Here is a 24,773-nt window from a genome sequence, read left to right as displayed (position 1 = left end):
ACAGGTTTTTGTCCCGTTTTATTTGTCCCGTTTTGTCCTAATGTATTAAAACGGCTTCATCCGTAGGGAATGACAATTTGTTTTTGGTATATTTTCTAATTTTTCCATTAAGATTTTCAATTAGATTTGTGGTGTAAATGATTTTTCTGATTTCAATCGGGAAGTCAAAAAAGACGGTAAGTTCCTCCCCGTTTTCTTCCCAGGATTTAACAGCATAAGGATATTTATGATTCCATTTGCTGGCAAAATCTTCCAAAGCTCCTTTTGCAGCTTGTTTGGTTGGCGCATCATAAATCTGTTTCATATCTTTAGAAAACTCCTTTTTATCTTTCCAGACTACATAACGGGCTGAGTTCCGGATTTGATGTACAACACAGATTTGTGTTTGCGATTCCGGGAATACGTTTTTAATGGTTTGTGTAAAGCCATTGAGGTTATCAGTTGCAGTAATGAGAATATCTTCCACACCTCGGGCTTTTAAATCCGTTAATACTCCCAACCAAAAACTGGCACTTTCATTCTTGCCTAACCACATACCAAGAACTTCCTTTTTACCGTCTCTATTTAGGCCTACAGCCAGATAAATGGTCTTGTTGATGACCTTAGAGCTTTCACGAACTTTAAATACGATACCATCCATCCAAACTATTAAATAAACAGGTTCTAATGGACGGTTTTGCCAAGCAACAATGTCATTGGATACCGATTCTGTAATCCTTGATATAGTAGAGGTAGATACCTCAAAATTGTACACTTCCCTTATCTGTTCTTCAATATCGCTAACACTCATTCCTTTGGCATAAAGCGATATGATGACATTTTCCAATCCGTCAGCCATACTTTGCCTTTTAGGGATTATCATGGGATTGAAAGAAGCTTCTCTGTCTCTGGGAACCTGAAGTTCTGATTCACCAAAAGAGGTTTTTATTTTCTTTTTGGAAAAACCATTACGAGAATTCGAACAGGGGGATTTCTCATGTTTATCATACCCTAAATGAGAATCCAATTCCCGATTAAGAATAGCTTCCAATCCACGCTTTTGTAGTTGGGCAAGAAAGCCATTTAGGTCTTCTCCAGTTTTAAACTGTTTTAAAAACTCTTCCGATAATAAATCTTCTTTTTTCATAAGACTGTGTAACATTTAAAATTAAACATAAAAATAATGGGGTTTTAAAACCCCATTATTTTTATACTTACACGGTTAGTGAAACACTACCAGCTAAAAGCAGTTTCGCGCCATGGCTCGTTTATCTTTTTTAGAAAATACAATGAACATCAATTTTTTATTACATTTATCATTATCTCCGCTATGTCGCATAGCCGCGGAACGTTATAAATAATTAAGCCTTAATAATACTAAACAATATAGTCATATCATCCCCAATCTTGTTAAAATACAACAAAAGCGGCACCAGGTGTTCGATTGTGACATCTTTCGGGCTAAAAGAATTTTTATTATATCTATTTACATTATTCTTCTTACGTAAATAAAGCTATTCCCTTCTATTTTTATTACGAATTCTAGTATACTACGTTAAAATTTAGTAGTCTATAAAATAGGTAAAAACACGTATTGCTTTGTTCTGTATAAATTGCTTTCTTGTGGATTTACAAAATACAGCTATATAGTTTTTACGAAATGAAAAAGGGGAAATTTTCGTATAAAACAATGTTAGCAACAAGTCACCAAACCTGAACGTATGAATCAATTAGAACTAATAAATGTTAAGTTAAGAGAACTTAACTCAGAATTAACTTCTCTAGCAAATTCCTTAGATTTTGAAAAAATTTGCGAATTCAATCTTGAAAATTGTGCTACAACAATTCCATGGAATAGTATTGTCTATTCAGGTGTTTATCAAATAGAAATCAAGAATGATGCTAAATTCGATGATTTCACAAGCTGGGTTAATAATTTTCGAAATGAATGGGAAGATACTAAATACAAAACTCATTTCGTTTCAAATCTAAGAAAAGTTAGAATAGCTAAACATTCGGAACTTAAAGATTGGATTCCGATTTATATTGGAAAATCTAAACAAATTGGCGGAAGAATTCATCAGCATATTTACAAAGAACTTGGTAAACCAACATTTGCATTAAAGCTCAATGCAAGGGATAATATGAGAAACTATACTTTCCGTTTAAGTGCTATAAAAGTTTCACCTGAAAATTATGATTGGGTAATGCCTGTATTTGAGAAAACGTTGCGGAATAAAATTAATCCAATAATAGGAAGACAATGACCAGTAGTTAGCAGCAGTTTTGCGTTATAGCCCGTTTATCTTTCTTGGAAAATACTCTGAACATTACAATTTCTTATTAGATTTATCCTTAGCTTGCCGTTATTATGCCAAGTTGCAGCACGTTATAAATAATTAAGTAAACAATACAGACACATATATATCCTCATCCAACCTTATTAAAATACAACAAAAGCGGCATCAGGTGTTCGATTGTATGCGACAAGAAAAAAGCCCTGATAATACTTTATCAGGGCTTTTTTCTTGTCTTCACGGTAGGTACGTATTATAAATGTAAACTATCGAGTTCAAATATATAAGCCTTAATAATTACAGATTATACATACCCTAGCTTAAACATGCTTATATTTGATTTTTTAATTGAGTTACACGAATTGTTTTTTAGTAATGACAAATAATAAAAATAAAATAGCAATCTTAGTTGGTGCCGGAGCAGTTGAAAATGCATGGACTCCTTTGCTAAATATCTTTAAAATCAATTATGGTAATGAAACGGATTCGGACAGTGTCAACTTTTTATTAGCCAAATCTATTTGTGCTTTGAGACTATATTCTAAATCGCCTAAGAGTGCAATCCAATTAAAAGAAGAACAGGAATCAGTCCGGTTGATGAAGGAAGTTATTTGTGAAGAGCTTAAACAAGCACAAAATTCCGGTATACTAAAGCCTAGAAAAGAGTTTACTACTATGCTGAACAAATTTGTTTTATGCAATCCTAATAATTTATTTGGTTTCGTTTCAACAAACTGGGATACAGTAATAGATGTTGAAGCAGATCGTTGGGTAAAAGAAAAGTATATGGATATCGAAAGTACGAAAGTCTTTCATATTCATGGAAGCATAGAAGCATACAAAGATATTTACCTTCCCTCTGAAACCTCAATGGAAAACTATCGCAGTGATGAGGAAAATTATGAAGTAGGTTACGACCATTTTATAACTGCTCAGTTCATGTCAGAGGCTAACGTTATTATCCTTTATGGCATCTCTCTTGATCCTTTAGATGCTGAATTAAACTTATTATTAAGCGGTGCATTCACAAAAGGTAAAACAATCCGAGAAGTAATAATCATCAATCCGGATTATCAAAAAATTCGAAAAAGAGTAAAAATATTACTACTCCCAAGATCTGATATCACTATTCGATGTTTTAAACCACAAAACTTAGAGATAGAATTATAACCAATTACAAAAAACTATTATGTAAAACCACCTATAAATAGTCAAGGTAATGTAAAAGTAAAAGTTCTTGTAAAAGTTAACCTAAACGATGAACAAGTTGAAATGCTAAAAAATGATGGGTTTGATATTTCAAACATTTTAAAACTAATTTACGTATAAAGTGCTACAGCTAACAGCGCAACTAAGCAAGAGCTGGTTTTTCGTGAGTTGAACGTTTGGTTTTCACGAAGAATATTATTCAGCCCGTTCTGACGCTCCTACGTAGTTGAACTGAACGTTATAAATAAGTAAGCCATAATAATATTAAACAATACGGTCATATATATAATCTGACCTTATTAAAATACAACAAAAGCGGCATCAGATGTTCGATTGTGACACCTCTCAGCCCGCTTTATAATGTAATCCGTTGTAAATAATAAATTTGCAACGGTTTTTTTGTTGCTCAAATGCTCTGGAACCGCAATAGCAAAATATAGCCAAATGATTGACTGATAGTCAATTAAATATTGTGCTTTTTATTGCTTTTGTAAATTCAAATCTCACTTTGATTAATGTGGGGAATATCCCAAAAGTGGCCACATCTTTCGCTTCGAAGTGTCCACTCGACTGGTTTTAAGTGTTTTTAAAGCTTTTGAGATGTCGTCTGGAGAGTTTTTTCCTGTGTCGATGTCGAATCCTATCTGCTTAAAGCGACCAAAAAAGGCATGCCTGCTCTGTTCTTTCATACCTATATATATTGAACCTAATGTTACCGTTTATTTGTTTCTGTCTATATATAACCGTCCGTGCCCTGTGGATTGTTAACTAAATATAGCGTTAGTTTTTCGCTTACTTTTTGTTTACAAATAGCAGAACAAGCTGAACAGGGATTTTCTTCTCGTGTAAAAACAGAAACTTTGTGGTACTTTGAAAGCTGTTCCCTCGCGATTCCGCTGATTTTTGTCATAGGTCGTGTTGCCCATGTTGGCATTTTTTATGTCAGCTTGATGATTCGCTTTCTTTGTGATGATCACAACAGTTCATTGTTACGCCTATTCTTTATTTTTTCGGCTTCTTTATCACTTCTCACGGATTGCTATTCTTTTAGCTCTATCCAGGTTTATTTGTATTTCAGATTAATACTCACAATGTCGGCATTTAGTGCTGTTGTTCTGGAATAATGACCATAACGTATTTCGATTGTATTAAAATGTTTAATTCCGAATAGGCCTTTAATTGGAGTAAACTTCATTCCGATTCCGAAGAAATTACTGTCAAACTTCGAAAGATCGTAGTTGCTGGTATAGTAATCGTCGGTACCTGTATGCGCTTCATAGGGTTTAAAATATTTAGCGGCACTTTGTGTGTAAAACCTGTAGAACGGACTTAACGAAAAGAAAGGCGATATTTTTACCGGAACCTCAATATCGGCTGTATGGGATTTAATATCCCAGTCGTCGGTATAATAACGATAATAGGCCCGGATAATGATATTATCCCCCAAAAAATAACTGGTTCTCACGCCCAAGGGAATTTTTAACCGGTTGCCGGGTAAGTTTTCCTGATGCACTGATCCATCCGTAAAATAAACCCGGTGAAACGGGAGACTTAAAAAGCCGTTTTGCGTGATAATATCAGCTAAAAAGACAATTTGAAGATTCTTATTTATAATTTGAGAATAACTAAGGGAACCGGCAAAGGTATTCCGCGAAGCCGAACCGTAATGATTTCCGTTTGTTCGCAGCTCGATGGGTTCAATTAACTTTACCTGATCCAGATAAGCCTGAAATTTGGCTGTAAATTCACCACTTTTGTCTTTTGTTTTTTGGGAATAGCTCACATTGCCTCCAAACGATTGATAATCGAATTCCGATGAAGAGGACAAACCAAAGCCAAGGGTGTTGCCTTTTTCTTCATTTTCGATACTGTAATTAAAAGAGGGATAAAAACGAATATCTGATGAGGAAGCAGATGAATTGGCTTGAAGATCAATCATATCCGATGAAGCAGAGGTGTAATAATCGATCCCGGCTTCTACATCAAGCGTGTGCTTTTTCCCCGATTTACTGTACCGAATGAGTTTTACATCAATGGTGTTGGATACATCGGTTAGCTTTTCTGTCCCAATACCTCCTGTAACGGCCGAATTATTACCATCCTGCCGGTAGTAACTGGATACCAGATTAATTTCGTCTACCTTTAATTTGGTGCTTTTATAGTCCGTCGAATCGGAAGGTGTCTGTGCTTGAGCGCGTAGTAATCCCAACAAGGCGAAACCTGTGATAAATATTCTTTTCATCTGTTAACTTTTAAAGGTTGAAGATCAGTTACAACCGCAGCCGCCACCACTTTTACCCGAGTTAGCCCCGGAGGAACCTTCGCGATAGGATTGAAAACTTAATTCGGTTTTTTCTATTTTTCGATTGGAAAGGATCATTTCGGAATCGTTTATTTTTCCTTTCTGATATTCTTTTACCGAAGTACAGGAGGCCGTTGCAAATACAAGTACGCCGGATAAAACCGAAAGCAGGTGAAACATTATTTTTTTCATTGGAGGTTGATGTTTTGGGAAGTGTAAATTTTATTGTTATCGTCTATTATAATACAATACAAATCGGGTAACTGATTCACCAAATACAAGCCGGCCTGTATACCCATGATCGCAATAGGGGTTGTCATCGCGTCGGCAAGCTCGGCATTATTACATATAATGGTAACACTCTTGATTCCTCTAATGGGGAGCCCGGTTTTTGGATCAATGGTATGCGAATATTTTTTACCGTCTATCAGAATAAACTTTTCATAATTTCCGGAAGTCGCAACCGCTTTATCCGATATTTCAATAAAGGAGAATGCAGCAGTCGGCTGATCGGGATTGGCAATACCAATAGTCCATTGTTTACCATTGGGTTGTTTTCCCCAGGTGGTAAGATCGCCGCTCGCATTAATGATTCCGCTGCTTACATTATTCTCAATAAGAATTTTTTTGGCCCGTTCTGCAGCATATCCTTTACCAATACCACCAAAACCGATACGCATTCCTTTTTCCTTTAAAAAAACACTATAATTGCTTTTATCCAGAATAATGTTTTTATAATTGATGAGGTGTACCCGCTTTTTAGCTTCTTCTTTAGACGGTAATGCGGTCATGGTTTTATCAAAGTTCCATAACGATGTGTCAATACTCCCGTAGCTAATGTCAAACGCTCCCTGCGTTATTTTTGAGATGCGGATACTTCGCTCAATTAAATCAAACACTTCTTGATCAACTGTTATGGGAGCGATTCCGGCATTTTTATTAATCCGGTTTGTTTGACTGTCATCTTTATAGGTGGTAAATAGTTGCTCAATTCGTCTTATTTCGGCAATGGCTCTTTCTATATTTGTTTGGGCAAACGCTTCCTGTTCGGCTACTACCGATATGGTAAAATTGTTCCCCATTAATTTTAACGACTGAGAATAGGTTTTCATAGAGTCGGATTATTTTTGAGCATCACAGATGTTTTTTACCTCCTGTGTCCATTGTGCTACCGAAACATCCGGTTTTCCTTTCCAGGTTTTGATCACTTTACCATCTGCATTTAAAAGTAAGGTTAGCGGAAAAAGGCCTTCTTTGTTGTATCGTTCTGCTAAGGCTTCATTTCGTTTTATCTGATCGGGCGAACCTGTATTTTTTTTCTTTCTTGGAAAATCGGCATTAACCATAACCAGGTTGTCATCTGCCATCGCAGTAAAACCACTGTCATTAAAATAGTCCCGATGCATTACAATACACGGAACACACCAGTCCGAACCGGAGAAGTTTAATAGGATTAGTTCGTTTTTTTCTTTTGCTAATTTTTTAGCATGTTCGAAATCCGGCTCCCAATGCGTAGGGAGTAATGCAACCAGAAGTAAGGCTATAAATTTCATAAGAATAGTTGTTATATGTAACACGAAGACAATACCGTCCCTTTTTAGAGGTTAACAATTTATAGAATTAAGTAGCTTTTTTTCTATTTGTCTGAATGTTATGTTATTACTGGTTTGAAGTTGTGTATTCGTAAAAATGAAATGATAACCTAAAATAAAAGCACTTTATATAAAAGTATATCTAAGGTATGATTTTTTTTGATTCCAAGACTTCAAAAAATAATCAAAAGCAATTGTTTATACAAAGAATAAATAATAATAATTTTAGAAGGTATCATTTTGTGTATAAGTGTTTTATTTTTAAAAATAGTCTTAATAAGAATTGAAAGAAACGTAGTAGGCAACTTAAAAAATGCTTACATTTATAGTAATGAAAAAAACGATAGCGATACTATTTGTCAGCTTGTATCTGTTTTCAACAACTCAATTGTCGGAATTGTTGAAAATACCGATATTCGTCGAGCATTATATTGAGCATCGACATGAGAATGCTAAAATAACACTATGGGATTTTTTATGGCTGCATTATGCTAATGGAAATATACATGATGCCGATTATGACCGCGACATGCAACTACCTTTTAAAGCATTAACGTATCCCGTGGTGGCTTGCCTCTCTTTTATTATTCCAACACCCATTTCTTTTACGAATCCACTAAACAATAACCGGGTAGAAAAGCAACAGGCATTTTATGAATCCCCGGATTATATTTCCTTATATCTTTCAAGTATTTGGCAGCCTCCAAGGTTTTGTTAATTTTTTTGAGTTAATAGAATTTCCAAACACTAATAGTAGTGTTTGCAGATTTCTATGTGAATATTCGAAACATATCAGATTAATAAAATAGAACTATGTTAAATAAAATAATTGAGTTTTCCGTAAGGAATAAACTCATCATCGGGCTATTGGTATTGGCTTTGATTGGCTATGGAGGCTATCAGGCGACACAATTGCCCATTGATGCGGTTCCGGATATTACCAATAATCAGGTTCAGGTAATCACTACAGCACCGTCATTCGGAGCCACTGATATTGAACGGTTGGTAACCTTTCCGATTGAACAGGCTAACAGTAATATTTCGGGATTAAAGGATATCCGGAGCTTTTCCAGATTCGGACTGTCTTTGGTGACTATAGTGTTTGAAGATAATGTTGATATCTACTGGGCACGGCAACAGGTAGCGGAACGTTTACAACAAGTGCAAAGTCAAATCCCGCAAGGGATAGGAACACCGGGTTTGGGACCGATTTCTACCGGATTGGGAGAAATTTACCAGTATGTGTTGCGTCCTGAGAAAGGATACGAACAAAAATATGATATTGCCAATTTAAGGACCTTGCAGGACTGGATTGTACGCCGACAATTATTGGGCGTAAAAGGAGTCGCCGAAGTCAGTAGTTTTGGGGGAAAATTAAAGCAGTACGAAATTGCAGTTAATCCCAATAAATTACATGCTTATGGTATTACGATAAACGATGTTTTTACAGCGCTGGAAACCAATAATCAAAATACCGGAGGTGCCTATATTGAAAAAGGACCAACCGTGTTGTATATCCGAAGTGAAGGCCTTATTGGCACCATCACCGACATCGAAAATATTGCCATAGCCGGTAAAAATAATGAAACCCCTTTGTTTCTAAGAGATATCGCCGATATCAAAACCGGATTTGCAACTCGTTTTGGAGCCATGTGCTATAACGATCAGGGCGAAGTAGCCGGTGCGGTAGTTATGATGCTTAAAGGAGCCAACAGCAGCCAGGTGATAAAAAATGTAAAAGAACGTATTGATCAGATCCAGAAAACGCTACCAAAAGGCGTGGTAATCGAGCCTTTTCTAGACCGGACTAAAATGGTGAACAATGCGATTGGTACCGTCGAACGGAATCTGTTGGAGGGCGCCTTGATTGTCGTTTTTGTACTCGTGGTTTTTCTGGGAAATATCCGGGCCGGTTTGCTCGTGGCTTCTGTAATTCCGCTATCGATGCTTTTTGCGATCTGTATGATGAACGCCTTTGGTGTTAGCGGTAATCTGATGAGTTTAGGAGCGCTGGATTTCGGACTGATTGTAGATGGGGCGGTAATTATTGTCGAATCGGTGATGCATCAGCTTTCGCATAACGCCCGATTTCAAAAGGTTACCAATCTGTCCGGAAAGCAGATGGATAAAACGGTAATCGGATCGGCCAGTAAAATGATGAACAGTGCCGTATTCGGACAAATTATCATTTTAATTGTATACCTGCCTATTTTTACCCTGGAAGGAATCGAAGGTAAGATGTTTCGACCTATGGCACAAACAGTAGCTTTTGCACTTCTTGGCGCATTTATTTTGTCGCTCACCTATATCCCGATGATGAGTTCTTTTTTTCTAAGTAAAAAAATTAACCACAAGGCCAACCTGTCCGATAGGGTTATGGCACGTATAGAAAGCATCTATAAAAAAAACTTAATAAAGGTTTTACGAATTCCGGAAGCTGTTTTAGCAGTTGTAATCGGGCTTTTTGGGATTGCCATTTTGGTACTGACAACATTGGGAGGCGAGTTTATCCCTTCGCTGGAAGAAGGTGATTTTGCGGTTGATACCCGTGTATTAACCGGAAGTAATCTGACGACTACGATAGAAACGACCCAAAAAGCCGCTCATATACTGAAATCACAGTTTCCCGAAGTGATTAAAGTGGTTACTAAAATCGGTAGTGGAGAAGTTCCAACTGATCCGATGCCTATGGATGCCAGCGATATGATGGTAATTCTAAAGGATAAGAGTGAATGGACTTCGGCACATACTTTTCCGGAATTGTCGGCCAAAATGCATAAAGCATTAGAAGATGTACCCGGTATAACAGCGGGATTTCAGTTTCCGGTTCAAATGCGGTTTAATGAGTTGATGACCGGAGCCCGACAGGATGTGGTTTTAAAAATTTTTGGCGAAAATCTGGATTCACTCGCCAAAACGGCCAATCGATTGGGGAAAGTAATCGGAACTGTAAAGGGAACCGAAAATATTTATATTGAACCGGTTACCGGTATGCCACAGATTATCATTTCGTATAACCGACCTTTAATTGCCCAATATCATTTGTCGATAGCCGATATCAATAAAGTGGTGAATACCGCCTTTGCAGGACAAAGTTCCGGATTGGTTTTTGAAGGCGAAAAACGGTTTGACCTAGTAGTTCGCCTTAATACCAGTGATCGGAAAAATATCGAAGATGTCCGTAATTTATTGATCCCAACTCCAAACGGGAAACAGATTCCTTTGGTACAACTGGCCGATATTCAGATTAAAAATGGACCCAACCAGATTCAACGGGAAAATGCACAACGCCGTATAATTGTAGGATTTAATGTAAAAGGTCGTGATGTACAGAGTATTGTAGAAGAACTCCAGACAAAAGTCAGTTCACAGATTAAGTTACCCGATGGGTATTATATTACCTATGGCGGTTCGTTTGAAAACCTGAACGAAGCGAAAAGCCGTCTACTGGTAGCGGTTCCGGTTTCATTGCTACTGATTTTTGTATTACTGTTTTTTGCGTTTAAATCTGTAAAAGAGAGTTTACTTATTTACACGGCGATTCCATTATCGACCATAGGTGGAATTTTGTTCCTTGCTTTAAGAGGAATGCCCTTTAGTATCAGTGCCGGCGTTGGATTTATTGCCCTTTTTGGCGTAGCCGTATTAAATGGAATTGTTTTGATTGCAGAATTTAACCGTCTAAAGAAAGCAAATATGAAAAATATAGCCCGAATTGTAATAACCGGTACCGGATTGCGACTCCGTCCGGTATTAATGACCGCATTTGTAGCTTCACTGGGCTTTTTGCCAATGGCGGTAAGTAACGGCGCAGGAGCCGAAGTACAACGTCCGCTCGCGACGGTAGTAATTGGAGGATTACTAATTGCGACCTTCCTGACACTTTTTGTACTACCCATACTTTTCATCTTATTTGAAAAGGGAATCAAATTAAAAGCGGGCATAAAAAGTTTAAAATTGCTTAGTCTTATAGCCTTTTTAATGCTGGGAATCCAGCTACAGGCCCAAACGGAAATAACCCTTGAGAAAGCCTTGGAAACGGCAGTAAAAAACAATCGGATTCTTAAAAGTGAACACTTAAAAGCCACTTATGCGGAAGCTCTGATTAAATCATCTGCCAGCTTGCCTCAAACCGATTTTACTGTGGATGTAGGTCAGATTAATAGTTATTACAATGATACCAAATTCGGAGTGGCACAGAGTTTTGCTTTTCCAACGGTGTATACAAGACAACGACAACTTTTTGAGGAAGAATGGAAGCAAAGTTTGCTGGGGGTTTCTCTAAAAGAATATGAAGTCAAAAAAGCCGTTACCCAACTTTATTATCAGTTACAGTACTGGTATGAAAAGGAAAAACTTCTTTCGAAAGCCGATACACTTTATGGTAATTTTTACCAAAAAGCAAATCTCCGACTTCAAAAAGGGGAGAGTAATGTTTTGGAAAAAGCAACTGCCGAAACCCAAAAAATGGCTATAACCACTCAACTAAAACAAATCCAACAGGAAATAGCAATAGGATTATTACAGTTTCAGTTATTGCTTAATTCGGATACCGTGTATAAACCGGAAAATACCGATAAAAAAGCAGCACTAATACCGGCTGTTGGTGTTGATGAAAATCCTTTTTTACAATTATTGGAACAATCCAAGACCGTAGCGGCACGACAAACAGCCTTGGAACGAGCCCGGTTACTACCCGGATTTATGGTGGGCTATAGTAATACCAGTTTTAGAGGTACCGGCGCGAATGAGGTGGTATACGATGCCGGAAGCCGTTTCCATTCCATTCAGGCCGGAGTTTCGGTACCACTATTTACCAAGGGACAGAAAAACAGAGCAAAAGCTTCGAAAATAATGGAAACAGTAGCGCAAAGCGATTATGAAGCCGCAACTGCACTACTTCAAACACAAAATAAAAAGCTGATGGCAGCCTATCTGAGTAACCTCGAAATCGTGCGGTATTTTGAAAATAACGGACTTAAAAATGCCCTGTTAATTGCAGAAACAGCCGAAAAACAGTTCGTAAATGGAGAAATTAACTACCTCGATTTCGTACTGCTTTTAAATCAGTCTATCAGCATACAAAATAATTATGCAGAAGCCTTAAAAACACTGAACGATACCGTTATTCAACTGAATTACCTTACCTCAAATTAAAAAAATATGATAACGATAAGATTAGATAGCCCTAAAAAACGGGTGATCATAAATATAACAAAATACAAATTCCAGAGATTCCCGGGAGCAGTACTGATTATGGTATTACTGGTACTGCTAAGTTGTAAAAATAAAACCGAAGTCGCATCGGATACCAACATTTCTAAAGAAGAAAATCAGGTGGTACTTACTACTGCGCAGTTTAAAAATGCCGGTATTGCAACCACGCAGTTGACGTCAAAAAACATGGCGGGTATCCTGAAACTAAACGGAAAAATAGATGTTCCACCACAAAATCTGATTTCTGTAAGTGCTCCCTTAGGTGGCTATTTGCTGCAAACCAATCTTTTACCTGGAACGCATGTCCGTAAAGGAGAGCGAATTGCGATTATGGAAGATCAACAATATATCCAGTTGCAACAGGATTATTTACAGGCGAAGTCCCGACTCAATTTTGCCGAGTTGGATTATCAGCGCCAGAAAGACCTCAACCAAAGTCAGGCCAGCAGTAATAAGGTTTTGCAATTGGCTCAGGCAGAAATGAACAACCAGCGTATCCTGATGCAGGCACTGGCCGAAAAATTAAAGCTGATTCATATTAATCCGGCGACGCTTACAGCGGATAAGATTTCGAAAAATGTTTCGGTTTACAGTACGATTTCCGGTTTTGTGAGTAAGGTCAATGCCAACATTGGTAAATATGTAACCCCTTCTGATGTGATGTTTGAACTGATTGATCCGGAAGATATTCACCTGAGTTTACAGGTATATGAAAAAGACGTGATTAAACTGGCTATAGGTCAGAAAATAATAGCTTACAGCAATGCGGAACCGGATAAAAAATATGAAGCCCGAATCATTTTGATCAGTAAAGATATTAATACCGATGGATTAACTACCGTGCATTGTCATTTTACCAAGTATGATAAGGACCTGTTACCGGGTATGTATATGAATGCTGAGGTGGAATTGACTTCCGGTAAAGTGAATACACTTCCGGAAGCCAGTATCGTTAATTTTGAAGGAAAGAATTATGTTTTCATTCAAACAGGACTTCGAACCTATAAAATGCAGGAAGTTAGCATCGGAAATCAGGAAAATTCGGATGTGGAAATACAAAATGGTAGTATTTTAGAGGGAAAGACCATTGTTTTAAAGGGAGCTTATGCGTTGCTGATGCAATTAAAAAATAAGGAAAATGATACAGAATATTAGAAAAACAACCCTGCTGCTGATGATTTTATTTTGGGGAAATACCTTTTTCGGAGCGACAGAATCCGACGCTTATCGGTTTACCGTGTGCAACCCTGATACTACAGTAATAGTAAAAAAAGCAGATCCGGTTTATCAGTTTTCAACCAAAAAAATGATTATACCGGCTGTATTTATTACATATGGACTTTTGAGTCTTATGGTTGAAGATATTAAGAATATTAATAATTCCACACAATTTGAGGTAAGCGAACATGCTCCAAAGCATATTGTATATGATAATTATACGCAATATGCGCCGGCAGCCGCGGTATATGCCTTAAATCTGTTTGGAGTTGAAGGAAAACACAATTTACGGGACCGTACTATAATTTACGCCACTTCGCAGCTGATTACCGGAGCGATCATTATGCCGGTAAAGTATCTTGTTAAAGAAGAACGACCCGATAAAACAAATAACCTTTCATTTCCATCCGGACATACAGCAACCGCTTTTTCATCGGCACACTTTATGTTTCGCGAATACGAAGATAAATCCCTTTGGTTGGCACTTTCCGGATATCCTCTGGCGGCTTTTACGGGGATTTACCGGATTTTAAATGATAAACACTGGGTAGGAGATGTTATCACCGGAGCCGGAATTGGAATCCTGTCTACCGAGTTGGCGTACTGGCTTTTTCCAAAGATTGATCATCTTTTAAAAGGAAAGGGGCAGAAAACAAGCACGCTGGTCTATCCGTTTTATCAGTCCAACAATGTGGGGGTAGGTTTTACACGAAAATTTTAGAGGATTATTATGGAATTGGAAAAACATTATGTCAATAGGGTAGGATGGTTGCGTGCCGCCGTTTTAGGAGCAAACGATGGAATTTTATCGACCAGTAGTATTGTAATTGGCGTAGCGGCCGCCAGTAACGATCGTACGGTTATTGTTCTCACAGCATTAGCCGGGCTGGTAGCCGGAGCCATGTCTATGGCCGCAGGTGAATATGTTTCGGTAAGTTCTCAGGAAGATACCGAAGCATCTGATCTGGCCAGGGAAAAACAGGAATTAGAGCTGATGCCGGATATCGAATTGAGAGAACTCGCGAAAGTATACCAGCGAAGGGGACTTGATACGGATTTAGCCTTACAGGTTGCCGAACAATTAACGCGTCATAATGCACTTGAGGCACATGCCCGGGACGAACTGGGATTAAATGAAATTACTCAGGCAAAACCATTACTCGCCGCTATGGCTTCATTTTTTTCGTTTGTGGCCGGAGCGGTATTACCGTTACTGGTTTCCTGGTTGGCTCCGATGGTATATATGATTCCGTATCAATATCTTTTTTCAATTGTCTTTTTAATGTTTTTAGGTGCTGTAGCAGCAAAAGCGGGAGGATCTGGTATCCGAAAAGCAGTGATGCGGATCTGTTTTTGGGGAACCGTTGCCATGGGCGCAACTGCTTTGGTTGGCTATCTTTTTGGCGTTAATACTGTATAAAGACCGGAAATTGAGGTCAGGTTACAGGCTAGGTCTGCTGATAATCGGCCTTGATTTGAAGGATATATACTCCTATTACTATTTAGGTCGATTTTATATCTACTACGATTTCATTTAGCGAAAAAGAAGTTAATGTTGCTATTCGGGAAAAATTCCAAAGGAAGATATATGTAACAATGGCAGTCATGATACCGCAAAAAAAGTTGTAGATAATAAATATTATGGAATGATAAAGTTGCCTCATTTAACTGATGAAAAATTTGAAGAAAGCAGAACTAAGATAACTATTAAGCAATTGGAATTAACAGCTATTCATATATAAAATATTTAGAATATTTAATGAGCTAATTTTCTCCATAGTAAAAGTAAAGGAGATGGGTTTATAAACTATGTATTTCCAATACTAATACCTTTTTTTTCATCAATATGAAAGCCGATAATTCCTGCGGCTCGCATAAATTCGTATTGTGGGCGGGCCGTAAGCACCACTTTTTCATTGCTTACAGGATGTGTGAAAACCAATTTCTGAGCATGGAGTAACATGGTATTCATTTCAAATTTTTCAAGCCATATTTTATTTTGCTTGTTGCATCCGTGAGGACGGTCACCAATAATTGGATGTAGAATATGAGCCATATGTTTGCGAATCTGATGCATTCTGCCTGTTAGCGGAAAAGCCTCCACAAACGAATATCGGGATGTACTGTGTTTGCCCGAAGGGATATCGATTTCTACTTTGGCTAAAGTTTTAATTATTGTTTGCGCTTCCTGTAACGTGCCATTGTCTTTGTATAAAGCATAATCGATAAGTTGCTCATCGGGAGTATAGCCTCTTACAATGGCCCAATACTTTTTTTCAACGGTTTTTAACGTTAGCTGTTCCGTAAGATTTTTATTTACTTCTTTGTCCAATGCAAAAAGTAATATTCCCGAAGTTTTACGATCAATTCGGTGAACCGGATATACTTTTTTACCAATTTGATCCCGCAACAACTGAATGGCAAATTCGGAAGCATCTCTTGCAATAGGGGATTGATGCACTAAAAGACCGTGTGGTTTATTGATGGCAACTAAATAATCGTCCTGATAAATAATCTCTAACATATACAGCTGTAAAAAACGTCTAAAAGTAAGTGATTTTTTGATATAGACTTAGCTGGAGCGGTCTAAATTATTGCGCTATACTTAACAATAAAACTTACAAAGTTTGTTTACGCATCACAGGCTACTTTTATCAGAATAATTTGATCATGGATATATAAACAAAACCGGAGAAAAAGTTAAGCGACATTTTGTGATTGGTTCGCTTTTTATTTGGTTCTACTGAAAACTTTTTCTTTTTTATTAAGAATTATATATTTTATTGAGTATAAATTACTTTCTTTAAGGCTAACTAAACGATTCTTTTTACGAAATAAATAAGGAGAAAGTTTCGTATAAAATGATACGATATGCTATCCAAACAAAACGCAAATGAAACATACTCTCAATAGTATTATTTTCTTTTTATTGGCTCAAATATCATTTGGACAGAATTCTGAAGAATTGAATCGACAATCAAAAGATTTATTAGGACAAGGAAGCTACAAAGAGGCCTTACCTATTTTAAAAAAAGCTGCCGAATTAGGAAATGCTGAAGCTCAATATAACCTTGGATATTTCCTTCAAAGTGGTGCTGCCGGTGAAAAAAATGAAAAAGAGGCAATTGAGTGGTATAAAAAATCGTCAAACAACGGTTTTAACAATGGACATTATGCCATGATGATGGCCTATGGAAATGGTGAAGGAATTGAACAAAATTCTGAAAAAGCCTTTGAATATGCCTTAAAATGTGCGAATAATGATGATCCAACTTGCGTTTGGAATGTTGTTGAATGCTATGTAACAGGAAAAGGTGTTCAACAAAGCATTCCTAAATTTAAAGAATGGGTTCAAAGATTGGCAAAACTTCAAAATCCTGAAAATCTTACACAAAGCGGGTACATCACTTCGACTCGATTAGAACTCGCTCATTTTTATAAAGATGGAAAATATTTTGCTAAAGATTTATATCAAAGTTATCTGTGGTATTTGATTTATAATGAGTATAAAATTGACTTCAGTATATTGAAACAAAATGAAGTTATTAAGGAAATTAAAGAAATTGAAAAAAGTTTATCAAAGCAACAAATTGACTCAGCTTCGAAAGATGCTGAAAAATTATTCGGAAGAAAATTACATAATCTAAGTCAATTATATACAAATTCGCTCTAATAAACACATTCTAAAACAGCACTTTGAGTTTTTAATGGAACGGTGTTTTGTATTAGATTGACTTTAATTTTAAACACGGATTGCGCTCGATACTTTAGTTGGTTAATAAAGTGAATCTGTATTATCGAAATCAATGAATAAACAAAATGGAAAACGCAGAAAATGAAAAACGCAGTGCGGAAATAATGTTTCTATTAATCCGGGAATTGTGGTATCAATCGGACTATGGTCAAAAGATCCTAAAAAATGTTGCGCGCTGCATTTATGAAGTCAATAAAAGTGGTTGCAAAAAACAGGAGGTTGCCCAATGTTTTTTATTTTTAATCGATAACGGATTGATCAGAGAAATTTCAAAAGAACAGCAACACTATGAATTTACAGATGCCGGAAAAAATATTACAACACAAAAAGATCTGGAAGATGTCATTAACCGGTCGTTTTATAACCGTCCAATCCAATAACATATTATTTGATCACCTTGATATTTGATCCTCGCTAAAAATCGTTATCTTTAACAGAATTAGGTGATTAAGATAAGACCCGATTGGCATTGTATAAACGTCATTAATCCAAAATAACTACACTATGGCACTGATCAACCCTCATATCAACTTTAATGGTAATGCAGAAGAAGCTTTTGAATTTTATAAAGCTGCTTTTGGTGGAGAATTTTCAAAAATTGTCCGGTTCAAAGATTTTAAAAACCCGGAATTCCAAATAAGTAAAAACGAAGAAAATAAGATTATGCATATTGCATTGCCCATTGGGAAAAGTAATGTGCTAATTGGTAATGATGTTCCGGAGTTTTTAGGAAAGGTTAATGAAAATGAAAACAGAAGTAAGATTTCAATAAGCGCAGAAACCAAAGAAGAAGCCGATAAATTATTTTCCAGCCTTTCCGCCGGCGGTGCAATTGAAATGCCCATTTCCGATAGTCCGTGGGGTTCCTATTTTGGGATGTTTAGAGATAAATATGGTATCGAATGGATGATCAATTTTGATCCAAAAAAATAACAAAAGCAAATACCTAATTGCGGTTTTTACGCTATATATATTGTAATCTAAAACCAATATAAAACAAAGATGTTTCTTTTCGTATCGTTCCTGGATAGACACGGATGATACGCAAGTTTTACGGAACTTATAAAGTAAGCCTGTGAATTCATTTCAAAAATGAAAAAAAGGTCATAATGATTTACAAAAGAAGCATCTGTATAAATCAGGAATGATATAATTAATAAATTGTAATGGGCACTCCTTTCCTAATTATGCGATTGTAGCGTGTGCCGGAAATTTTTTAATGTATTATGACCTGGACAAAAAAACTCCTGCAACTAAAAGTAGCTAAATACTATCGGAGCAAAATTTATTTGATCTAATTGTACGGAGTAATAGTCGTTTTGTGCTTTTAGTTTAGGAATATGCCTCACTTTTGTTTTTTCAGACAGAACTATACTATCTTTGAAAAAAATAAGAATTCACGCTGATATGAAAACGATCAAAACGACTTTTTTTCTGCTTAGTCTTACCCTTCTTTTTTGTTGTACAACCAAAAAAGAATTACCGGTTTTGTTTCAACTTCCTAAAAAATTAAAAGAAGTATCGGGAATCACAACTTCCGATAACGGTAAAAGCTTGTGGGTGATCGAAGATAGCGGTAATGAAAATAAAGTGTACCAATTGGATCGGGAAGGAGCGATTCAACATACGGTAACGGTTGGGAATGCGACCAATACCGATTGGGAAGATCTCACGATGGATGAACATAAAAATATGTATATAGGCGATTTCGGAAATAACGATAATACGCGTAAGGATCTGGTGATTTATAAAGTCAATGCGGCCGATTTGGCGCAATCGGAAGTCAATTCCAGTGCGAGTATTCATTTTTACTACCCGGAACAAAAAGCGTTTCCACCTAAAAAAACAGAATTATGGTATGATGTAGAAGGTTTTTTTATCTGGAAAGACAATTTTTACCTGTTTACTAAAAACCGTAGTAAAGGATTCGACGGAACGACCTTGTTATATCGCGTGCCCAATAAAGCCGGCAATCATAAAGCCGAATTACTCGGATCGTTTAAAACCTGCGATATCTATAACCATTGTGCGGTTACCAGTGCGGCAATTAGTCCGGATGGTAAACATATGGTGCTGTTAAGTCATACCAAAGTGTGGTTGTTCGAAGATTTTAAAAACGACGATTTCTTTAACGGAAAAGTAACCCGACTGGAACTGAATCATATGTCGCAAAAAGAAGCCATTACCTTTACTGATAAGGACACGCTGATTATTGCGGATGAAAAAGCTAAAAAAAATGGGGGTAAGGTCTATGAGGTTGCTATAAAAACCTTAAAAACCAAATCCTAATCCAAATGCAATCCGACCGTCTTCGTTACTTCTGAAATAGGTCACCCGTGCGGTGATCACATTTAAGCCGTTTAGCCATAAACCGCCACCATAGGAATTGTGCCATTTATGGGACTGCTCGCCGTCCAGCCATATACGACCGTAATCAAAACCACCAATCATACCAAAGGTCATCGGGATAATGCTTTTACGGATTTTTCCAAGTGTAAGGCGTAAATCGGAGCTTTGATAAAAGGCCTGTTTTCCTAAAAAACGCTCGTTACGGAAACCACGTATATCATGATCACCACCAATGGTGGCGCCCTGGTAAAATTCGAAATTGTCGTTCAGTAAAAATTTCCCCTTTACAATCGTAGCCAATACGAGTTTTCCTTCCGGATCAATTTTATGGTTAAAGTTGAGTTTGCTTTCGATATATGGAAAATTACGTTTGGTATCGGATAGGTTCATTTTCCAGCTTCCCAGAATTGAAAAGCCCATACCCATAGTGGGAAGCGACGGATTGTCGTAATTTTGATAGCTGTATTTAAAGTTTAATCCCGCAAATTGCAGGTTTTCGAATACTTTAGGGTTGATAATACCCGGAATGTTGATATAACGATTCTGAGTGTCTTCGACTTCAATATTTTCAAAAGTGGCTTCGATTTGCATATCGCTACCGTTTCGGCCAATTTTTCGCAATGATGGCGCCGCTTTATACGATTGAATCCGTACGCGGTTGTAATCCATTCCGAGTGTCTCGTCGTTATTGGCGGTTTCGTTTCCATAGCCGAAATAATTGATCGCAAAATTCGGACTTGTAAAACGGGCTTCAAATTCAAATTGCCAGTCACCAATTACTTTCGCTACAATCGCATTATAGGTTAATTCAAAACCATGGGTCGCAAAATAATAGTTGGCTTTAAAGCCGTGCATACTCGAATACGGCGCACGGTTAAAACCATTAACGGTATACGAACCGACCATGCCGAGTTTAAAACCGTCGTCCGGATTATAACCAATTGTCGGCAGACTGTTAAATGCGTTGTACTTCGGTTTTTTGTAGTCGTAGGAATTGATTTCGTAATCGTCGGTTAGGAATTTACGGGTTTTATGATCCAGCGTATAGGTATTCTCTTTGGATTTAAAATCGTATACAATTACTTTTTTGCCATTCTCAACCGTATAGGTATCGTGATTCTGACCACCGAGCAGTCGGATTTTGATTTTGGATTTCCCGTCGCCTTTTACTTCAAACTGATCATCATCATTTAGCCCGTAAATCCAGATTTCTTTGGTTTCGCTATCGGGAAAGGTTTTGGAGCTGACCAATTCTTCACCGCTATTTTTTAAGCGGATCTTGGAAACCATTACGGAGCCGTTGTTGGTTCGGTCGATTATAAATTTGTCTTTTTTATCCGTACCGACAATCAGTACAGTTTTGTGCAACACTTTGTAATATTCGGAAGCATATTGTTCCAAATGTGTTTTCCGGACTTTTAATTTCTTTTTGATGTCTTCGATGGTCGCATCGTTTACTTCTTCCGGCAGGTTAAAAAAAGCATTGTCAATTAGCGTATCGGTTAAATTGTCGTGGATATATCGAGCTTGGGCGATCCAGTCGTTTTCGGTAGCATTGGCGGCAAAAGCAAGATCCATCGGGTAGGGTTCCATATTAAACCATTTGACACTGCGGATGTTTTCGCCAAAACCCTGCATATGACGTAAGGCAGGAACGCGCATCAATGGCGAAAGCAGGGCACCGTCATATTTGCTAAAAGCCTGATCGCGGTCTCTCGGAATCGGTCGGTATACAATATTGTGGCCTTCTTTGTTTTCGGCCCATCGCCATTGATCACTGTGACGATCCCAATCGCCTATTAACATGTCAAATAAACGCGCTTTGATATATTCGGTTTCGTTGATTTTGTATTTCTCGTCCTTTTTTAGATTTTTTAATACATCGTCCGTACCCACTATGGCATCAGCCTCGCCAAAACTTTCGTGTTCCGCATGACTGTCGCTCGGGCGCTCTTCAACCATATACAATTCGTCTCCAAAACGGTCGTTAAAAGCGCCTAATGCTGCTTGTTTTGGAATGTAATACAGTTTCGGATTGGTAGCACTTACACCTATAGGCTGGGCCAGATTGCCCACCATAAAGGGAATATAGGGATGGGATGAGGTATAAAAATCCAATAGGAAATTTTCTGCGAACGTGTCTTCAAATTCGTTCTCGATAAACTGATCTTTAAAAGCTACGGATTGTAAGAACCGCGAAGCACTCTTTTTTAAAGCACGCATTACAAATTCTTTTCCGTTTTTGTCTTTTAGGCGCAGGGATTTCGACTGATGGCCACCACCGGCGCGTACGGGTTTTAAGCCGCCCATAAGCGTGTCGAGTGTCGCCGTTTGCACCAGTATCGGCATGCTATAATACTTGCGGTAGTGTTCGCCCCATAAAAAACGGTAAAAACCACTTTTGGAGGTCATTTTTTTGGAATAAATAGAAGCTTTGGTAATGGCCGGAAAAGTATCGGGATAGGAAGCAGGGGGCGTTTCTGTTTCCGGTTTAATGATGGTTTGCTGGTATAGAGTCGTATTGTTTTTATCGAAAAAAAGCAATGCTACTGAACCGTCTGCGTCAAAATCCAGTCGGGCATAACCGTTGCCGCCATAAGAAAAGTCGTTTGGAAAAATACTTCTTGCAGCTTCTCTTTTCGATCCGGAACCACTAATCACCTGTTTGATGTTGTTGTGTTCGATATACTGTAAATTATGGTCGTGACCAGAAACAACTACAATATTGTTTTTGCCCTGAATCAGGGTTTTGATGCGTTTGGTTAAGGCGGTATATTGTTTGTTTTGAATATCCTGCGGACTAATCCCGGAGGTTTTTCGGATCAGATTGATCAGCGAACCAACAAAAGGTAGTGGGATGTCTTTCTCCAGCGGAAACAGTTCCTTTCGAAGTGAAAACTGACCGCCGTGGGAACCGTTGCTCATCAGCGGATGGTGAATCGCCAGAACAATGGTTTTGTCCTGATTTTTGTTGAGAAGACTTTCGAGTTCCTCAAAAAAATCGTCACGGGTTTTGATGTTGCAATTGTCGTTTATTGTGGGATGTTGATCCCAGTTTTCAAGATACCATTCACTGTCAATCGTGATCATCGTTATACGATCGCTTAGCTTGATAGCGTCAATAGCACAGCCTTTTCGGGGTAAAAATGCTTTTTTGTCTTTTAATTGGTCAGCGACATATTTTTCCTGACGTTCCAGTCCTTTTACGCCACTGTACCAATCGTGGTTTCCCGGAATAAAAATAGTTTTGCCAGGGAATGATTTCCCCATTTGTATCTGATTGTCCAGTTTTTGTCGGGCCAGTTGTTGTGCGGCTTCGTTTTTCGAATCGGGAAAGCCATACGGATAAATATTATCGCCCAAAAATAGTAAGGTGCTGTTTTTTCCTGCGTTTTTTAATTGGGTTTCCAACGATTTAAGTGTTTGCTGACCGTTGCTTTCATCCGAATTTCCGGCATCGCCCACCAAATATAGTTGATACTCCGGACCTTTGCTTATCGCTTGGTTGTCAATAGTGTCGGTAAGGTTTTTCCCCGTCTGAATGGTATGGGTGGCACAGGATTGGAATACTAAAATAAACAATACATACTGAAATAGTATATAATTACGTTTCTTATCAATACTTAACCAAAACAATTTCATAATTTAGAGGGATAAAAATTGGCTTATGAATATTATAGAACAAGCTGAAAATTACGTTTTCGCCTTACTCAAAGATAAACTTTCTATTTCATATACTTACCATAATTTTAATCATACTGTACGGGTGGTGTCTGCAGCCAAACAACTTGTTGAAAATGAAAAAGTTGATCCCGATACGGCTGAGAAAATTATGATAGCGGCCTGGTTTCACGATGCCGGTTATACGGAAGGTTGTACTGAACACGAAGAATGCGGAACGCGTATCGTAGAAAAATTCCTTCAGGGACAAGGAAAATCCGAGGCGTATATCGAGGAGGTAAAAGAGATTATACGGGCTACGAAAATCGATCGGGAACCGGAAAATCTGGCGCAAAAGATTATTAAGGATGCCGATTATTTTCATTTTGCAGCCGATAATTATAGCGAACTGAGTGAACTTTTGCGTGAAGAATGGAAACTGACACAACAAAAGAATTATACCGATTTGGAATGGGCAATGGGTAACCGTGCCATGATGGTACAATGCCATCGTTATTATACCGATTTTGCCAAAACCAACTGGCAACCGAAAAAAGAAAAAAATACGATCGAATGCCAGCGAATCATCCAGAAATTAACGGAAGATAGAGCCGATTCGAAATCGAATATCAAAAAAAAGAAACTGGAAAAACTGGAACGTCCCGAGCGTGGTATTGATACGATGTTTCGCGTTACGCTAAGCAATCATACCCGGTTGAGTGATATTGCCGACAGTAAAGCGAATATTCTTTTATCGGTTAATGCGATTATCATCTCCATCGCACTATCGACTTTGGTACCCAAATTAGACAGTCCGAGTAATTCGCATTTGATCATACCGACGTTTACGATGATTATGTTTAGCGTATTGTCGATCATTTTTGCCATATTATCAACGCGCCCCAAAGTAACCAGCGGAACCTTTACCCGTAAGGATATCGAAGATAAAAAAGTGAACCTGCTCTTTTTTGGGAATTTTTATAAAATGCCAATCGACGAATACCAATGGGCGATGAACGTCATGATGAAAGACCGCGATTATTTGTATAATTCCATGATCAAGGATCTATATTACCTCGGATTGGTATTGGATCGCAAATACAAATTATTGCGCATTACGTATACGATCTTTATGATCGGAATTATCTTTTCGGTTATTGTGTTTGTAATCGCTTTCCGTTCGCTCGGCGTTTAAT

18 protein-coding genes and 1 pseudogene are annotated in these 24,773 nt (G+C 37.7%); 12 read left to right on the top strand and 7 right to left on the bottom strand.

Annotation, left to right across the window (positions count from 1 at the left end):
* Nucleotides 1-46 precede the first annotated feature (46 nt).
* Nucleotides 47-1,126: pseudogene (locus E6C50_RS04395) on the bottom strand (IS256 family transposase); the annotation flags it as partial.
* A 574-nt stretch (nt 1,127-1,700) separates the two neighbouring features.
* Here E6C50_RS04395 and E6C50_RS04390 point away from each other — a divergent pair.
* Entirely contained in the window at nt 1,701-2,246 is a 546-nt protein-coding gene (locus E6C50_RS04390) for a GIY-YIG nuclease family protein (protein ID WP_136401971.1), read from the top strand.
* Between the two features lie 405 nt (nt 2,247-2,651).
* Nucleotides 2,652-3,446: an SIR2 family protein gene (locus E6C50_RS04385; RefSeq protein ID WP_136401970.1), complete on the top strand. Its 795-nt coding sequence runs from the start codon at nt 2,652-2,654 to the stop codon at nt 3,444-3,446.
* A gap of 1,102 nt (nt 3,447-4,548) precedes the next feature.
* Here the strand turns inward: E6C50_RS04385 and E6C50_RS04380 are convergent.
* Genes E6C50_RS04380 through E6C50_RS04365 form a run of 4 tightly spaced genes read right to left on the bottom strand, consistent with a single transcriptional unit; the run spans nt 4,549 to nt 7,340 of the window.
* The gene (locus E6C50_RS04380; protein WP_136401969.1) at nt 4,549-5,727 is read right to left on the bottom strand and encodes a DUF3570 domain-containing protein; all 1,179 of its coding nucleotides are present in this window, start codon (nt 5,725-5,727) and stop codon (nt 4,549-4,551) included.
* Between the two features lie 24 nt (nt 5,728-5,751).
* Nucleotides 5,752-5,979 (bottom strand): DUF4266 domain-containing protein, encoded by a 228-nt coding sequence (locus E6C50_RS04375; RefSeq protein WP_168732737.1) that lies wholly within the window; start codon nt 5,977-5,979, stop codon nt 5,752-5,754.
* A complete protein-coding gene (locus E6C50_RS04370; RefSeq protein ID WP_136401968.1) occupies nt 5,976-6,899 on the bottom strand; it encodes an FAD:protein FMN transferase in 924 nt (307 codons plus the stop codon). The genes E6C50_RS04375 and E6C50_RS04370 overlap by 4 nt, the downstream gene beginning before the upstream one ends.
* A 9-nt stretch (nt 6,900-6,908) precedes the next feature.
* Nucleotides 6,909-7,340, bottom strand: coding sequence for a thioredoxin family protein (locus E6C50_RS04365; protein WP_136401967.1), 432 nt, complete (start codon nt 7,338-7,340; stop codon nt 6,909-6,911).
* A 370-nt stretch (nt 7,341-7,710) separates the two neighbouring features.
* On the opposite strand from E6C50_RS04365, the gene E6C50_RS04360 reads away from it, so the two are divergent.
* The 5 genes from E6C50_RS04360 (at nt 7,711) to E6C50_RS04340 (ending at nt 15,234) form a co-directional block, all read left to right on the top strand.
* Nucleotides 7,711-8,097 carry a hypothetical protein gene (locus tag E6C50_RS04360; RefSeq protein ID WP_136401966.1) on the top strand — a complete coding sequence of 129 codons (387 nt, stop codon included), beginning with the start codon at nt 7,711-7,713 and terminating at the stop codon, nt 8,095-8,097.
* A 95-nt stretch (nt 8,098-8,192) separates the two neighbouring features.
* On the top strand, nt 8,193-12,536 hold the full coding sequence (locus E6C50_RS04355; protein ID WP_136401965.1) for a CusA/CzcA family heavy metal efflux RND transporter: 4,344 nt from the start codon (nt 8,193-8,195) through the stop codon (nt 12,534-12,536).
* Between the two features lie 6 nt (nt 12,537-12,542).
* Nucleotides 12,543-13,751 (top strand): efflux RND transporter periplasmic adaptor subunit, encoded by a 1,209-nt coding sequence (locus E6C50_RS04350; protein ID WP_230978956.1) that lies wholly within the window; start codon nt 12,543-12,545, stop codon nt 13,749-13,751.
* Nucleotides 13,735-14,535, top strand: coding sequence for a phosphatase PAP2 family protein (locus E6C50_RS04345; RefSeq protein ID WP_136401964.1), 801 nt, complete (start codon nt 13,735-13,737; stop codon nt 14,533-14,535). Before E6C50_RS04350 ends, E6C50_RS04345 begins: the two co-directional genes overlap by 17 nt.
* 9 nt (nt 14,536-14,544) lie before the next feature.
* Nucleotides 14,545-15,234, top strand: coding sequence for a VIT1/CCC1 transporter family protein (locus E6C50_RS04340; RefSeq protein ID WP_211089516.1), 690 nt, complete (start codon nt 14,545-14,547; stop codon nt 15,232-15,234).
* Nucleotides 15,235-15,621: 387 nt separating this feature from the next.
* Here E6C50_RS04340 and E6C50_RS04335 read toward each other — a convergent pair whose 3' ends face one another.
* Nucleotides 15,622-16,338 (bottom strand): pseudouridine synthase, encoded by a 717-nt coding sequence (locus tag E6C50_RS04335; protein ID WP_136401962.1) that lies wholly within the window; start codon nt 16,336-16,338, stop codon nt 15,622-15,624.
* Nucleotides 16,339-16,707: 369 nt separating this feature from the next.
* On the opposite strand from E6C50_RS04335, the gene E6C50_RS04330 reads away from it, so the two are divergent.
* The 4 genes from E6C50_RS04330 (at nt 16,708) to E6C50_RS04315 (ending at nt 19,857) form a co-directional block, all read left to right on the top strand.
* Nucleotides 16,708-17,487, top strand: coding sequence for a tetratricopeptide repeat protein (locus E6C50_RS04330; RefSeq protein WP_136401961.1), 780 nt, complete (start codon nt 16,708-16,710; stop codon nt 17,485-17,487).
* A gap of 146 nt (nt 17,488-17,633) precedes the next feature.
* On the top strand, nt 17,634-17,948 hold the full coding sequence (locus E6C50_RS04325; protein ID WP_136401960.1) for a hypothetical protein: 315 nt from the start codon (nt 17,634-17,636) through the stop codon (nt 17,946-17,948).
* A 124-nt stretch (nt 17,949-18,072) separates the two neighbouring features.
* Nucleotides 18,073-18,501, top strand: coding sequence for a VOC family protein (locus E6C50_RS04320; RefSeq protein WP_136401959.1), 429 nt, complete (start codon nt 18,073-18,075; stop codon nt 18,499-18,501).
* Between the two features lie 474 nt (nt 18,502-18,975).
* On the top strand, nt 18,976-19,857 hold the full coding sequence (locus E6C50_RS04315; protein ID WP_136401958.1) for a hypothetical protein: 882 nt from the start codon (nt 18,976-18,978) through the stop codon (nt 19,855-19,857).
* Here the strand turns inward: E6C50_RS04315 and E6C50_RS04310 are convergent.
* Nucleotides 19,840-23,559, bottom strand: coding sequence for a metallophosphoesterase (locus E6C50_RS04310; protein ID WP_136401957.1), 3,720 nt, complete (start codon nt 23,557-23,559; stop codon nt 19,840-19,842). The genes E6C50_RS04315 and E6C50_RS04310 overlap by 18 nt on opposite strands.
* 25 nt (nt 23,560-23,584) lie before the next feature.
* Between E6C50_RS04310 and E6C50_RS04305 the strand changes: the two genes are divergently transcribed.
* Nucleotides 23,585-24,772 carry a Pycsar system effector family protein gene (locus E6C50_RS04305; protein ID WP_136401956.1) on the top strand — a complete coding sequence of 396 codons (1,188 nt, stop codon included), beginning with the start codon at nt 23,585-23,587 and terminating at the stop codon, nt 24,770-24,772.
* The last annotated feature ends 1 nt before the right edge of the window (nt 24,773 follow it).

Origin of the sequence: Flavobacterium supellecticarium (assembly GCF_004801375.1) — a bacterium.
Classification (GTDB): Bacteria; Bacteroidota; Bacteroidia; order Flavobacteriales; family Flavobacteriaceae; genus Flavobacterium; species Flavobacterium supellecticarium.
This window is presented reverse-complemented; position numbering and strand designations above follow the sequence as displayed.